Source organism: Sphingopyxis sp. EG6 (genome assembly GCF_003609815.1).
In the GTDB taxonomy this organism is placed as follows: domain Bacteria; phylum Pseudomonadota; class Alphaproteobacteria; order Sphingomonadales; family Sphingomonadaceae; genus Sphingopyxis.
Genome location: NZ_AP017603.1, coordinates 2,914,979 through 2,927,041, shown reverse-complemented (window position 1 = coordinate 2,927,041; position 12,063 = coordinate 2,914,979). Strand labels below are relative to the sequence as shown.

Below are 12,063 nucleotides of genomic sequence, written 5' to 3'. Positions count from 1 at the left end.
CCAATGACCACCGATTACAGCCCGCGCCTGTTCGAGCGCGACGAAGATATCCGCGCGATCGGCACCGGCCTGGTCGCGCGCACCCTGCCGCGTGCGGCATGGACGCACGAGGCGCATCTGGGCGCATGCCTCTGGCTGCTCAGCGAGCGCCCCGACATCGACGTCGATGCCGAGATCGCGGGAATCATCAGTCGCTATAATGCAAGCGTCGGCGGCGTGAACGACGACACGCAGGGCTATCACGACAGCATCACCCGCGCTTATGTCGCCGGGGTGCGGTGGTTTCTGTCGGAAACGGACGCGACCGAACTGGCGGCGCGCGTCAACGCGATGCTGCTCTCCGACGTCGGCTGCCGCGACTGGCCGCTGCGCTTCTACAGCCGCGAGCGACTGTTTTCGGTGGAAGCGCGGCGGGGGTTTGTCGAGCCCGACCTTGCGCCGTTTCCAAACTAAGGTAGCGGCGTGCTCCCGCGAAGGCGGGAGCCCATCTCCTGACCGCGCCATTTTGTGCCGGTCGGTGATGGGTTCCCGCCTTCGCGGGAACGCAGGTCTTTGAAATGACGGAGATCGCTAAAGCGTCATTCCCGGCGTCCAGCCGCTTTCTGCCAGAAAGGCGGCAGGATCGCGCATCTCGATGATCGCCTTCAGCGCGGCCGCCTTGTCGGGCGCGCGGTGGTAATAGCTTTTGACGATCCGATAGCCGACCCAATAGCCCAGATCGCCCGGCCAGTCCGGGGTTCCGAGCTGGTTGTAAACCCAGCGAGAGCCCTTAGCCTGGCCGTCCATTTCGGCCAGAAAGTCCCGCTCGACCATAGCCTCGCGCCCCGCCGTCCAGCGGAGCAGATGCGTATACGCAACCGAACCGCTGATCTGTTCGGCAACAAATTCGGCGGCGCCTTCGACGAGCGAGGCGTGGAGCACGGTGTCGCTATCGCTTTCGACCTGCGCAAGCGGTTGCTGGGCATGGACATATTCATGCGCGATGACATGGACAAAGCGATCTTCGTCATCGGCTTCGAAAAACTTCGCGGCGCACAACGCTTCGAGCGAGACGTAGAGCCCCTTGGCATTCGCCGCCGCGACTGGCGTCCCGCGGCTCATCGCGATGGTGATCGGCGGAAAAATTGATGGCGGATAGAGCGCCGCCAACCGATCGGCCGACGCTGCCAACCGCCCCCGAACATTGCCGAGCGTCGCCGCGCAGGTGCGCGCGTCGCGATACAGATCGGGCTTGTCGCGCAGCGCCTTCGCCACGCGTTCGGGCGTGATCCGGCGCATCGCCATGAATTCGACTAACCCCGGCGACGCGTCGGCTAGATAGCGCGCCGCTAGCACATCGGGCTGCGCGGCGATCGCCGGGTCGTCGTACAAGGCGTAAAAGCGATCGACGTCGGACGTCACGATCTCGACGCGCGCAGTTTCCTGTGGGGCAGGGGCGTCGGCGGCATGGCCGGCGCTGCTCGCCAGCAGCGCCGCACCGAATGTTGACCAGGTGATGCGCCGACGCATCAGCCCTTGTTCTCCGCCACATATTCCGCGACATTCAGCGCCAGCACATCGAGCGGGACGTTGCCGCCCTCGACCACGACATTGTTGAAATCGCGCAGGTCGTATTTCGGCCCGAGCGCCGCCTGCGCCAGCCCGCGTTGCCGCACGATCTCGCTGTGCCCGACCTTGTAGCCGCACGCCTGTCCGGCCCAGCTGCAATAGCGATCAACCTCGCTCGCGACCTCGAGCGGGTTCGAGCCGTTTTCCTTGACGAAAAACTCGACCCCCTGTTCGCGCGTCCAGCGCTTCGCATGCAACCCGGTGTCGACCACCAAGCGGCACGCGCGGAACGCCAGCGACTGGAGATAGCCGAGCCGCCCCACCTCGAAATCGTCATACAGCCCCAACTCGTCGGCCAGCTGCTCGGCATAGAGCGCCCACCCTTCCGAATAGGCGTTGAACGCCAGCATCGTGCGGATCAGCGGCATCTGGTTGGCATATTCGCCCTGCCACACATGCCCGGGGATCGCCTCGTGCATCGTGAGGTCGGGCAGCGAATATTTGCTGTGCAATTCGGTGGTGCGCAGGTTGATCCAGAATTTGCCCGGAATGCTGCCGTCGATCGACCCGGCGCCGCCATAAGCGGCGGGCGCGCCGGGTTCTTCGGCGAGCGGCAGGCGCTTCACCTCGACATTGCCCTTCATCAAGGTGCGGAAGGCGCGCGGCAGCTCGGCGCGGATCTTGCCGAGCCAGGTCTGGATATACGCATGGATTTCGGCGCGTCCGGCGTCGTTGTCGGGAAATTTGAAACGCGGATCCTTGGCCAGCGCGTTCATCCGGTCGCCGACCGAGCCTTGCGTATAGCCGAGCTTCTTCAGGATCGGGTCCATCCGGCCGTGCAGTTCGGCCAGCTCGTCGCGGCCCATCTGATGCACCTCGTCGGGGGTCATCCGCGTCGTGGTGCTGGCGCGCAGCCCCCACGCGTACCATTCGTCGCCGCCCGGCCGCGCCCACATCCCGGCGTCCATCGTCGCCTTGCTTCGCTGCGCCTTCAGTTCGGCGAGCTGGCGTTCGAGCGCGGGGACGACGGCGCCGCGCGTGATCGTCTCGGCGCGCGGACCCCAATTGCCGGCAATGTTACCCTCGCGCGTTCGCTTGGCGAGGCTCTCGACCAGGCTGCCGCCCTCGCGGGCATCGGCCAGGCTCGCCTCCATCTGCTTGACCGCCTTGTCGATCAGAAAGGCGGGGGCGATCATCCCTTGGCCGCCCGCCGTCTTGAGCCGTTCGGTCTCGCCGTCGAGTACCCCGGGATAGGCATTGAGGCGCGCCAGATAGGCTTCGGCGTCGGCGGCATTCTTGACCGGATGGTCGCTGTCGAGGAATTTCGGAATGTCCAGATAGGCGCCGACATTCTGGATCACGACATAGGGCGTGTTGCGCCACCCGCCGACCGCAACGTCGCCATAGGGCAGGGCAAAACCGTCGAGCGCCACGCCATAGGCGCTTTCGACCACCGCGAGGCTGGTGCGCGTCTTGTGGTCGAGGCCGGTCTTGTCGAACGCGCGGACGCGTGCGACATCGGCCTTCAGAGTATTGGCGACCGCCTGCTGGCCCGCCGCCGAACGGTCGGAAAGCCTGCCGCGTTCGGCCGCGCGCGCGCCGGTGTCGATGCCCAGTGAAGTGGCGCCCTCGGGCGAAAGCGCGAGGAGGTTGTCGGCGATCGAGGACAGCAACGCCTCGGCTCCGGCCTGACCGGTCGCGGCGGGCGGCGGCGGCAGGGTCGCGACGCCGCCGGGGTCGCGGCTGCACGCCGCCAATGCCAGGCTCGCCGCCCCGGTGCCGAGCGTCGTCAGCGTCTGGCGGCGGGTGAATGGGGTGGACAGGCTGTGATGCACGCGGCGGCTCCCTTACGATCTTGTTTCTGTTGAAACCTGTCTAGGCGGAGGGCGGCGCGGGTCAATGGGAACCATATCCTCCCTGTGGCGAAGCCATGGGGAGGGGGACCATCCGAAGGATGGTGGAGGGGCCGCGACCTCGCGGCCCCTCCGTCAGCCCTGCGGGCTGCCACCTCCCCATCGCTGCGCAACAGGGAGGATCAAAGGTCAGTCGGTCAGATCGGCGGGCACCTTGCCGCCGTTCGCGGCGAGTTCGCGCATCACCGCCTTGTGCAGCCAGATGTTCATTTCGGCGCTGCCGTCGAGGGCGCCAGTATAGCCGAGCTCGGTCGCGAGCTCCTTGCGGTTGGCAAGGCTCGAATCGATGCCGAGCAATTTCATCAGGTCGACGATCGAGGTGCGCCAGTTGAGGTCCTTGCCCGCCGCCTCGGCGGTCAGGATCGCGTCGACATCGACCTCGGCGGGCGGCGCTGCGGCGGCGGCCGCCATCGCGCTGGTCGCGGCGTCGAGCGCACTGCCGATGGGGCTCGGCGCGGCCGGTGCTGCGGGCTCGGCGGCAACCGCCTTCTTGCCGAAAATCGCGTCCTTGATGCTGCTGAAAATGCCCACGATTTCACTCCCACTTTGACGCGGCCCAGCCCGGAACGGGCGAGTCGGATGGCCACAGGCTAGGACTATGCATTTGAAAATGACAGCCAAATGAACGACTCGTCCTTCGCCCGCGCGCTGGTATAGTCGTGCCCGTGGGCGCGATCCGACCGGCGCCGGAGTGGGAGGATAAAGACATGAACCTGACCGACATTTTGGCGCAGGCTGGCGGCATCGAATCAATGGCGAAAGATCTGGGCATTCCGCCGGCCATGGCGAAGCAGGGCGCCGAGGCGCTGCTCCCCGCGATTTTGGGCGGGTTCAAGAAACAGGCGCAATCGGGCGGGATCGAGGGGCTGGGCGGCCTGCTGGGGCAACTCGGCGGCGGCGGATTGCTCGATTCGGTGCTGGGGTCGCAGCCGACCCCGGTGGCGCCGGGCAACGAGGTGCTCGGGCAGATCTTCGGATCGAAGGACGTCAGCCGCACCGTCGCCAGACAAGCGGCGGCGCAGACCGGACTCGATTCGGGGCTGCTCAAAAGGATGCTGCCGATCCTGGCGATGATGGTCGCGGGCTATATGGCGAAGCAGGGCGGTCAGTCCGGCGAAAGCGGCGGGCTTTCCGGCGGTCTCGGCGGGATGCTCGGCAATGTGTTGGGCGGCGCGCTCGGTGGCGGCACCGCGCCGTCGGCTGGCGGCCTTGGTGGCGGTTTGGGCGGGCTCGGCAAGATGCTCGACATGGACGGCGACGGTAATCCGCTCGACGACATCATGGGCATGGTGAACAAGATGCGCGGGTAAATGGTAGCGTCGCCCCCGCGAAGGCGGGGGCCGCCAGCCACCTGGCGCAACGCCGCTAGCGGCCCCCGCCTTCGCGGGGGCGACGGTCTTCAAGCCGCCATCAACCGCAGCTCCTCACGGAAATCTTCGTCCACCCCGATGCGGCTTCGCATCGGGGTGACAAGGCCATCGACATCGCCGTCGCCTTCTTCGAACAGCGCGCAGGCTGCATCGCCGCCGCGCGCGAGGCTGTAACGCTGCGCGATCTTGCCGGTCGGGCGAAAGCCCAGCTTGCGCAGCACCGCGCCCGATGCCGGATTGTCGAGGAAATGGCCCGCGGTCAGCTTGGGCAAATGCATCGCGCGCGCGATGCCCATCAGCTGGCGCCCGGCTTCGGTGGCAAAGCCGAGCCCCCAATAGGGGCGCGCGATCCAATAGCCCATTTCGAGCCTGCCGTCGGGGTCGGGCGAAATGCCGCAGCCGCCGACAAGGCGCGGGGCGCCGCCAGTGCGGGCGAAAATCAGAAAGCGCGGCTGGGCGGGGTCGATCGGCTTGCTCAGAAACTCGCGCGCCTCGCTTTCGCCATAGGGCCATGGCGCGGTCGCGAGGTTGCGGACCACGGCTTCTTCGCCGATCGCCCGGGCCAGTGCCGGGGCGTCTTCCTGCCAGCCGGGCCGCAGCAACAGTCTTTCGGTACGCGCGAACATTCTTTTCACTCCCAATTGCCGCCGCCTTGGCGCCCGATGGTGACGCTTTGACGACATTCGTTGTCGAGGGAGATGGATGGCCCGATTTTCACGCCCATTCCCGATAAGGGGCCGCCAAGTCGCGGACAATGGGCAAGAAAAAAGGGAGTCCGGGGTGACCCGTCTCCCTCTTTTCGAACTTTGTTTCCGCCTTCAGCGGAAAGGACCGTTCCGGGTCATCCCTTGGTGGGCGACCCGTGCGGATCGTCCTTTATTCGGCGGCTTCCGCCATGGCGTCGACCGACACATATTTGCGGCCAAGCTTGCCATCGTGGAATCGGACCTGGCCGTCGGCGGTTGCGAACAGCGTGTGGTCCTTGCCCATGCCGACGTTGACACCCGGGTAAACCTTGGTGCCGCGCTGGCGCACGATAATGTTGCCGCCGATCACTTCCTGACCGCCGAACTTTTTCACGCCAAGGCGACGGCCGGCTGAGTCGCGACCGTTGCGCGATGAACCGCCTGCTTTCTTATGTGCCATGACTGATGCTCCTTAATTCGTTTGGAGGGGCCGAGCCGCGTTGCCGCGCTCAGGCGTCCTTCTTGGGGGCTGCCTTCTTGGCAGCGGGCTTCTTTTCGGCGGTCTCGGCCTTGGGTGCAGCGTCCTTCTTGGGAGCGGCAGCCTTCTTCGGTGCAGCTTCCTTGGCGGGCGCCGCAGCCTTGGCTTCGGTTGCCGGAGCGGCCTCGGCCTTCTGCGCAGCTTCCTTCTTCGGCGCAGCCTTCTTGGCTTCGCCGACGGCCAGGATGCGCAGCAGCGTCAGCGACTGACGGTGACCATTGCGGCGGCGGTAGTTGTGCCGACGGCGCTTCTTGAACACGATGACCTTTTCGCCGCGCGTCTGGGCGATGATCTCGGCCGAAACGGTCAGACCCTTCGCATCCTTCACTTCGCCGCCGTCGCCGGCCAGCAGGACGTCGCCCAGCGACACGGTGTCGCCAGCTTCGCCGTCGATCTTTTCAACGGCGATCTTGTCTCCGGCGGCAACGCGATACTGCTTTCCGCCCGTGCGCACGATTGCGAACATGGTCTTCCATCCAATCAAAAAACTAAATCACCCGCGCACCAATCACCCACCAAGGCAGGCGATTTTTCCGGCATGCGGGAAAGTCAGCGCCACTAGCGATCCAGACCCAAGCTGTCAACCGCCAAATTCCGTGCTTTTCGTGCAAAAAGCGGGTCGGTTGACGAATGGCGGGATGCGCCGCCGATTCGGTGCTTGCCGCGTTGCGCCCGCACCCATATCAGAGGCGGCGATGACGCGCACCTTTCTTGCCCTGTCGCTGGCGCTCGCCATGTCCCTGTCGCTTTCGGCCTGTGCGGCGGCACAGAATGCGGGCGCGCCCTCGCTTGCCAAACGCGCGGTCGAGGGGCGCTTCGACGTGGCGCCGCCCGCCGTCGTCGTGGCGCCGCCGGGGCCGCTTCCCGCCGACCTCGACGGACGGCTGGCGCGCTGGCAATCGGATGCAGCCGCTGCGCAGCAGGCCTTTGCCGCCGAGCGCAATGTGACTGCGCCGCTGGTATCCGCCGCGGCGGGTGCACCGGTTGCCAGCGAGCGCTGGGTCGTCGCGCAACAGGCGATTTCGCGCCTCACCGCCACGCGCGCGCCGCTCACCGCCGCGCTCGCCGACATCGACCGGCTTTATCTCGAGCGCAGCGTCGACGAAGCGATCGACGGCTTGCCCGAAATCTATGCGCTGCGCGATCGGCTCGCCGACTTGGCTGGGGCGCAGGATGCGGTGCTGGAGGCGCTCAGCCGCGAGCTGCCCGGGCAGTAAGCCCGCTATCGGTGCGCGCGCGTTCCCGGTGCGACCGACGCTCGATCAGCATCGCCTCAGCCCGCGCCAGATCCTCCGGGCTATCGACATCTTGCAGGTCCGCGTCGCCGGTGATCGCGCGCAGCGTCGGCTGCGCGGCGAGCAATGCCGCAGCGCCGACATCTGCGGCGCCGCGCGTCAGCGCCGCGAACAGCGCGCGCGGCAGGCGGGCGGGAACGCCGAGGGCGCCGCCGGGGTACAGCGTCGCCATTGGCCGGTCGGGCTGCCCTGCCGCGGCAATGGTGCGAACATGGGCTGCGGTGATCAGCGGCATGTCGGCCAGGAAAATCGCGGCGGCCTCATGCGCCGCGTCCTCGGCGTGGCCGATCGCGCGCGCCAGTGACGTCGACAGTCCGCGTTCGGCCTTGGCGTTGATCGCGAGTGTCCAGCCGCTGCGCTCTGCCTCGAGCGCAAAGCGCGGGGTCGATGGCGGCACGATGATCGTGCCGGGGGCGAGGCCTGCGGCTTCGATCGCGGCGATGATCCAGGCGCCGAGCGGGCGCGCTGCACACATCGCATCCAGCTTGGGCGCACCAAATCGCGTGCTTTGCCCGGCCGCGAGCACATAGATGCCGACGGTCATTGGTCGGGCTCCAGCGCGGCATAACGAAAGATGATGTCCGACAGGGCGGACAGCGCCAGCGCGGCGGGTTGCCGCGCCTGCGGGAAAATTCCGACCGGGCTGGTGATGCGCGCGCGGTCTGCGTGCGAGACGCCGTCATCCGCCAGCACCTCCAGCCGCCGTTGCCGCGCGACCGCGCCGCCCTGCGCGCCGATGTAAAAGGCATCGCTGCCCAGCGCCCAGCGCAGTAGCTCGCGCTCCCATTCATGGTCGTGGAACAACAGGATCACCGCGGTCCACGCATCGGGGGCGGGAAGGTCGGGGGCGCGGCCCAGCGCGAGCTCCGCGCTATCGGGGCCATAGCTGCGGATATTCACCCCGGCGGCATCGGCGAGATGCGCCAGCGCTTCGCTTTCGGGGCCGTTTCCCAAGGCGATGATGGTGAGGTCGGGAAAGAAATGCCGGTGCCGCAGCAGCCCGCGATCGCATTTATCGGGTAGCGGCAGGGCGAGCGTGGCTGGTCGTCGTTCGGACAGGTCGCGCGCCACCCGGGCGATCGCCTCCCGGTCCGGCGCCGGGTCGATCAGGATATGGATGGCGCTACCACACGGCAGGCGAAAATCGATCTGTTCGGAGCCGCGGCCATAGAGCCGCACGACCGGCCCGTCGATCCGCGCGACCTCGGCAACCAGTTGCGCTTCCAAACAGCCGTCGGCGAGCGATCCGACCACTGTGCTGTCGCGGCGAATCGCCAGCTGTGCGCCGAGCTGGCGCGAAAAGCTGCCCTCGATACCGACGATCGTACACAGCGCACCGCCGCCTTCGGCGACGGCATGAAGCGCGGCATTGTCGGAAAAATTGCGCGCGGCGAACGCGGTGGTCGCTGCCGCGTCGGCCGCCTCTTGCGCGCTGGAATGGCGATTCGCACTCTTCATGTTTAGCGGCCTGCCCTTCGCTGCCCCATGGATCAACAGCGCCGATCCAGTCGCGGTCGCGTCATAAACACCGTGGTACTGCCTATTGTATCGGCAGCGCGGTGCAAACCCATCCTTTTGAACCGGGTTTGCCTGGCTTCAGCGCCCCACCTGGGCGCTTTTCAGCAGTTGCGCGCGGACGGACTCTGGTTAGAATCGACGACGATCGATCGCCCTTACCGACGGTATTGTGTGCAGGATGGAGCCGTGTTGTCGGAGCCATTTTCGGGCGAGAAACGGAGGGCCGGGTTTGACGAGTGATCGGGACAGGAAAGCTGAAGGCACGAATGGTCTCGATGCTCTTTACAAGCGCCCGGGTTTCCTGCTCCGCCGCGCGCATCAGATCAGCGTTTCGTTATTCCTGTCCGAAAGCGCGGGTATCGGGGCGACGACCACCCAATATGGCGTGCTGGTGATCCTGCGCCATTACGAGGGCCTCGATCAGATCAGCCTGTCGAAAAAAGTAGGGTTGGACCGTTCGACCACCGGACTTGTCGTCAAGAAGTTGGCCGATGATGGATTCATCGTGCGCGTTGACGATCCCAAAGACCGCCGCCGCAAAATCCTTGTCCTGACCGCCAAAGGCGAGCGGCATCTGGAACGGCTGCGCGAACCCGCCATCCGCGCGCAAAAAATCGCCCTGTCGGCGTTCACGCCCGACGAGGCCGAGACGTTCCTGTCATTGCTCGGCAAGTTCGTCGATGAATTCAACGGTGTCGTCCGCGCACCAATTATCGCCGACGCCGTTCCTGCGCAGAAGCGATAGGCGTTATTGGTTCAGCCCATGCTTTTTCAGCGCATGGCGGATCTGGTCGTAGCTCAGCCCGAGCGCTTCCGCCGCGACCTTCTGGTTGAAGCGGCAGCGCGCCATCGTGTCGGACAGGATCTGGCGTTCATAGGCGTCGACCGCGGCGCGCAGGTCGCTGACCGGGCCGCTCGGCGTGGCGGTTGATGTGGGGGCGGGAGCGGCGGAGGCGGGGGCCGGGGAGGCGCCGCCGCCCTCGGCCTTCGCCGCTGCTTTGCGCGCCACCGGCTGCCAGGGGCTTGCGAAGGGATCGAAGCTCAGCGCATCGACGGGCTTTTCGGGGTCGGCCCAGCGGTAGATGGCGCGCTCGATGACATTGCGCAGCTCGCGGACATTGCCCGGCCAATCATGCCCCTCCATCGCCGCGAGCGCGCGCGGCCCGAACCCCGGCCATTCTTCCCAGCCAAGGACGGTCGCCATGCGCTGCCCGAAATAGGTGGCGAGCACCTCGATATCGCCCTCGCGCGCACGCAGCGGGGGCAGGGTGATGACCTCGAACGACAGCCGGTCAAGCAGGTCGGCGCGGAAGCGGTTTTCGTCGACCAGCGCGGGCAGATGTTCGTTGGTTGCCGCGACGATGCGGACGTCGACGCGGATCGGGCGCGACGATCCGACGCGCGTCACCTCGCCATATTCGACCGCGCGCAGCAGCCGCTCCTGCGCTCCCATCGACATCGTCGCCAGCTCGTCGAGGAACAATGTGCCGCCGTCGGCTTCTTCGAACCGCCCCGCGCGGGTGCGCGTCGCGCCGGTGAAGGCACCCGCCTCGTGCCCGAACAGTTCGGACTCGATCAGCGTCTCGGGCATCGCGGCGCAGTTCATGATCACATAGGGGCGGTCCCAGCGCGTCGACAGGCGGTGCAGGCGCTCGGCGATCAGTTCCTTGCCCGTCCCGCGCTCGCCGATCACCAGTACCGGCCGGTCGAGCGATGCGGCCAGGCTGGCGCGTTCGACCGCGTCCTGAAAGGCCGCGGACTGGCCGATAAACTGGGTTTCGCGCTCCATTCCCAATCATTGGCAAATTTTCCCGCTCGATGGCAAGTCAAATCGATGGGGAAAGCGATCTGTGGGTCAATTTGCGCGGTTTTGCGTCGCTTTGTGCAATTGGCACGGTGTCTGCATTGTGGAAACCGAACCGGGACAAATGTTCCGGTGCAGCGACAACCACAGGAAGGTTAGATCATGAAGTCGATGTTTGCCCAAGCCGCCACTTTCGTGCTGAGCACGGCCGGAGCGCTGGCCATCCTCGTCGGAGCGATCGACCAGCCGCAGGTTGCGGCCAGTGCCACCGGCGTTCACGTCGGCCCGCTGGTTGCCGCTGTCATGTCCCCGGCGGTCAGCGCTTTGGCCTGACCGGCACTGGTGCCGGGGCACTCTCCCCCCTTGCCCCGCCCCGGCACCAGCCTTTTTTGTTTAGAACAGACCAAGGTCTCCAGATTTCGACAGGAGTTTTTCAGATGGGTATTTTTTCTCGCACCCGCGACATCATCGCCGCCAACGTCACCGACCTGCTCGACCGGGCCGAAGATCCCGAAAAGATGATCCGCCAGATCATCTTCGAGATGAACGAAACGCTTGTCGAAGTCCGCGCGTCGGCTGCCCGCACGATCGCCGACCAGAAGGAAATGCGCCGCCACATCGCGAAGCTCGAAAGCTTGCAGGACAGCTGGAAGGAAAAGGCCGAACTCGCGCTGTCGAAGGACCGCGAAGACCTGGCCACCGCCGCGCTGGTCGAAAAGCAGAAGGCTGGCGACATGGCCGAAAAGCTGAAGGCCGAGATCGCCACGCTCGACGACGCGCTCAAGGGTTATGAGGCCGATATCGCCAAGCTGCAGAAAAAGCTTTCGGAAGCGCGCGCGCGCCAGTCGAGCGTCGTCAATCGCCTCGAAAGCGCCGAAAACAAGTATAAGCTGCGCGAAATGACCAACGGCGACCGCGTCGAAGATGCCTTCTCGCGCTTCGAAATCCTCGAACGCCGCGTCGACGAAGCCGAAGGCCGCGCCGATGCGCTGAACCTCGGCTATAAAAAGTCGCTCGACGAGGAAATCGCCGAACTCCAGGCCGCCGACAAGGTCGCCGACGAACTTGCCGCGCTGAAGGCCGCGCAGGCCAGCAAGCAATAAGGAGCCAGACCGATGGAAGAAGTCATCGTCGTCCCGATCGTCATCGGCACGCTCTTCCTTGGTCTGCCCTGGCTGATCCTCCACTACATCACCAAGTGGAAACAGGCCAAGACCTTGACCGGAGAGGACGAGCAACTGCTCGACGAATTGTACGACACCGCACGCCGCCTCGAAAACCGGCTGCACACCGTCGAACGCATCATCAGCGCCGACCATCCCGACTTCCGCCCCGCGGTGCGTAGCGATGAAGAGCTGGCGCAACTCGAAAATACCAGCCGGAGGAACTGA

16 protein-coding genes are annotated in these 12,063 nt (G+C 65.9%); 7 read left to right on the top strand and 9 right to left on the bottom strand.

From position 1 onward, the window contains the following. Positions 1-3: 3 nt before the first annotated feature. Positions 4-453: a hypothetical protein gene (locus SPYCW_RS14205; protein ID WP_120217328.1), complete on the top strand. Its 450-nt coding sequence runs from the start codon at positions 4-6 to the stop codon at positions 451-453. Between the two features lie 117 nt (positions 454-570). Here the strand turns inward: SPYCW_RS14205 and SPYCW_RS14200 are convergent, their stop codons facing one another. The 3 genes from SPYCW_RS14200 to SPYCW_RS14190 form a co-directional block, all read right to left on the bottom strand. Continuing rightward, on the bottom strand, positions 571-1,509 hold the full coding sequence (locus SPYCW_RS14200) for a DUF2268 domain-containing putative Zn-dependent protease (RefSeq protein WP_120217327.1): 939 nt from the start codon (positions 1,507-1,509) through the stop codon (positions 571-573). Next, on the bottom strand, positions 1,509-3,383 hold the full coding sequence (locus tag SPYCW_RS14195; protein ID WP_120217326.1) for a DUF885 domain-containing protein: 1,875 nt from the start codon (positions 3,381-3,383) through the stop codon (positions 1,509-1,511). Before SPYCW_RS14195 ends, SPYCW_RS14200 begins: the two co-directional genes overlap by 1 nt. A 207-nt stretch (positions 3,384-3,590) precedes the next feature. Next, on the bottom strand, positions 3,591-3,992 hold the full coding sequence (locus SPYCW_RS14190; RefSeq protein ID WP_120217325.1) for a DUF3597 domain-containing protein: 402 nt from the start codon (positions 3,990-3,992) through the stop codon (positions 3,591-3,593). Positions 3,993-4,168: 176 nt separating this feature from the next. On the opposite strand from SPYCW_RS14190, the gene SPYCW_RS14185 reads away from it, so the two are divergent. Then, a complete protein-coding gene (locus tag SPYCW_RS14185) occupies positions 4,169-4,771 on the top strand; it encodes a DUF937 domain-containing protein (RefSeq protein ID WP_120217324.1) in 603 nt (200 codons plus the stop codon). Between the two features lie 89 nt (positions 4,772-4,860). On the opposite strand, the gene SPYCW_RS14180 is transcribed toward SPYCW_RS14185, so the two are convergent. The 3 genes from SPYCW_RS14180 to rplU form a co-directional block, all read right to left on the bottom strand. Then, a complete protein-coding gene (locus SPYCW_RS14180; RefSeq protein ID WP_120217323.1) occupies positions 4,861-5,457 on the bottom strand; it encodes a GNAT family N-acetyltransferase in 597 nt (198 codons plus the stop codon). 250 nt (positions 5,458-5,707) lie between these two features. Then, entirely contained in the window at positions 5,708-5,977 is a 270-nt protein-coding gene (rpmA, locus tag SPYCW_RS14175; RefSeq protein WP_037513604.1) for a 50S ribosomal protein L27, read from the bottom strand. A 49-nt stretch (positions 5,978-6,026) separates the two neighbouring features. Then, a complete protein-coding gene (gene rplU / locus SPYCW_RS14170; protein ID WP_120217322.1) occupies positions 6,027-6,521 on the bottom strand; it encodes a 50S ribosomal protein L21 in 495 nt (164 codons plus the stop codon). A gap of 229 nt (positions 6,522-6,750) precedes the next feature. Here rplU and SPYCW_RS14165 point away from each other — a divergent pair, with 229 nt between their 5' ends. Continuing rightward, positions 6,751-7,272: a hypothetical protein gene (locus SPYCW_RS14165; protein ID WP_120217321.1), complete on the top strand. Its 522-nt coding sequence runs from the start codon at positions 6,751-6,753 to the stop codon at positions 7,270-7,272. Here the strand turns inward: SPYCW_RS14165 and SPYCW_RS14160 are convergent. Next, on the bottom strand, positions 7,247-7,894 hold the full coding sequence (locus tag SPYCW_RS14160) for a nucleotidyltransferase family protein (protein WP_120217320.1): 648 nt from the start codon (positions 7,892-7,894) through the stop codon (positions 7,247-7,249). The genes SPYCW_RS14165 and SPYCW_RS14160 overlap by 26 nt on opposite strands. Then, on the bottom strand, positions 7,891-8,808 hold the full coding sequence (locus SPYCW_RS14155) for an XdhC family protein (protein ID WP_120217319.1): 918 nt from the start codon (positions 8,806-8,808) through the stop codon (positions 7,891-7,893). The genes SPYCW_RS14160 and SPYCW_RS14155 overlap by 4 nt, the downstream gene beginning before the upstream one ends. A gap of 238 nt (positions 8,809-9,046) precedes the next feature. Here SPYCW_RS14155 and SPYCW_RS19425 point away from each other — a divergent pair, with 238 nt between their 5' ends. Further along, on the top strand, positions 9,047-9,613 hold the full coding sequence (locus SPYCW_RS19425) for a MarR family winged helix-turn-helix transcriptional regulator (protein ID WP_120217318.1): 567 nt from the start codon (positions 9,047-9,049) through the stop codon (positions 9,611-9,613). 3 nt (positions 9,614-9,616) lie between these two features. Here the strand turns inward: SPYCW_RS19425 and pspF are convergent, their stop codons facing one another. Then, entirely contained in the window at positions 9,617-10,657 is a 1,041-nt protein-coding gene (gene pspF / locus SPYCW_RS14145) for a phage shock protein operon transcriptional activator (RefSeq protein ID WP_120217317.1), read from the bottom strand. A gap of 177 nt (positions 10,658-10,834) precedes the next feature. Between pspF and SPYCW_RS19040 the strand changes: the two genes are divergently transcribed. From SPYCW_RS19040 to pspB, 3 genes are all read left to right on the top strand, one after another. Further along, positions 10,835-11,005, top strand: a complete 171-nt coding sequence (locus SPYCW_RS19040) for a hypothetical protein (RefSeq protein WP_171005267.1) — start codon at positions 10,835-10,837, stop codon at positions 11,003-11,005. A 104-nt stretch (positions 11,006-11,109) separates the two neighbouring features. Continuing rightward, on the top strand, positions 11,110-11,775 hold the full coding sequence (pspA, locus tag SPYCW_RS14140) for a phage shock protein PspA (RefSeq protein ID WP_120217316.1): 666 nt from the start codon (positions 11,110-11,112) through the stop codon (positions 11,773-11,775). Between the two features lie 12 nt (positions 11,776-11,787). Beyond that, positions 11,788-12,063, top strand: coding sequence for an envelope stress response membrane protein PspB (gene pspB, locus SPYCW_RS14135; RefSeq protein ID WP_120217315.1), 276 nt, complete (start codon positions 11,788-11,790; stop codon positions 12,061-12,063).

Coding starts and splice junctions, on each gene's coding strand:
- SPYCW_RS14165 (WP_120217321.1), top strand. CDS start 6,751: ATGACGCGCACCTTTCTTGCCCTGTCGCTGGCGCTCGCCATGTCCCTG.
- pspA (WP_120217316.1), top strand. CDS start 11,110: ATGGGTATTTTTTCTCGCACCCGCGACATCATCGCCGCCAACGTCACC.
- SPYCW_RS14205 (WP_120217328.1), top strand. CDS start 4: ATGACCACCGATTACAGCCCGCGCCTGTTCGAGCGCGACGAAGATATC.
- SPYCW_RS14200 (WP_120217327.1), bottom strand. CDS start 1,509: ATGCGTCGGCGCATCACCTGGTCAACATTCGGTGCGGCGCTGCTGGCG.
- SPYCW_RS14180 (WP_120217323.1), bottom strand. CDS start 5,457: ATGTTCGCGCGTACCGAAAGACTGTTGCTGCGGCCCGGCTGGCAGGAA.
- SPYCW_RS14160 (WP_120217320.1), bottom strand. CDS start 7,894: ATGACCGTCGGCATCTATGTGCTCGCGGCCGGGCAAAGCACGCGATTT.
- SPYCW_RS19040 (WP_171005267.1), top strand. CDS start 10,835: ATGAAGTCGATGTTTGCCCAAGCCGCCACTTTCGTGCTGAGCACGGCC.
- pspB (WP_120217315.1), top strand. CDS start 11,788: ATGGAAGAAGTCATCGTCGTCCCGATCGTCATCGGCACGCTCTTCCTT.
- SPYCW_RS14185 (WP_120217324.1), top strand. CDS start 4,169: ATGAACCTGACCGACATTTTGGCGCAGGCTGGCGGCATCGAATCAATG.
- pspF (WP_120217317.1), bottom strand. CDS start 10,657: ATGGAGCGCGAAACCCAGTTTATCGGCCAGTCCGCGGCCTTTCAGGAC.
- rpmA (WP_037513604.1), bottom strand. CDS start 5,977: ATGGCACATAAGAAAGCAGGCGGTTCATCGCGCAACGGTCGCGACTCA.
- rplU (WP_120217322.1), bottom strand. CDS start 6,521: ATGTTCGCAATCGTGCGCACGGGCGGAAAGCAGTATCGCGTTGCCGCC.
- SPYCW_RS19425 (WP_120217318.1), top strand. CDS start 9,047: ATGGAGCCGTGTTGTCGGAGCCATTTTCGGGCGAGAAACGGAGGGCCG.
- SPYCW_RS14155 (WP_120217319.1), bottom strand. CDS start 8,808: ATGAAGAGTGCGAATCGCCATTCCAGCGCGCAAGAGGCGGCCGACGCG.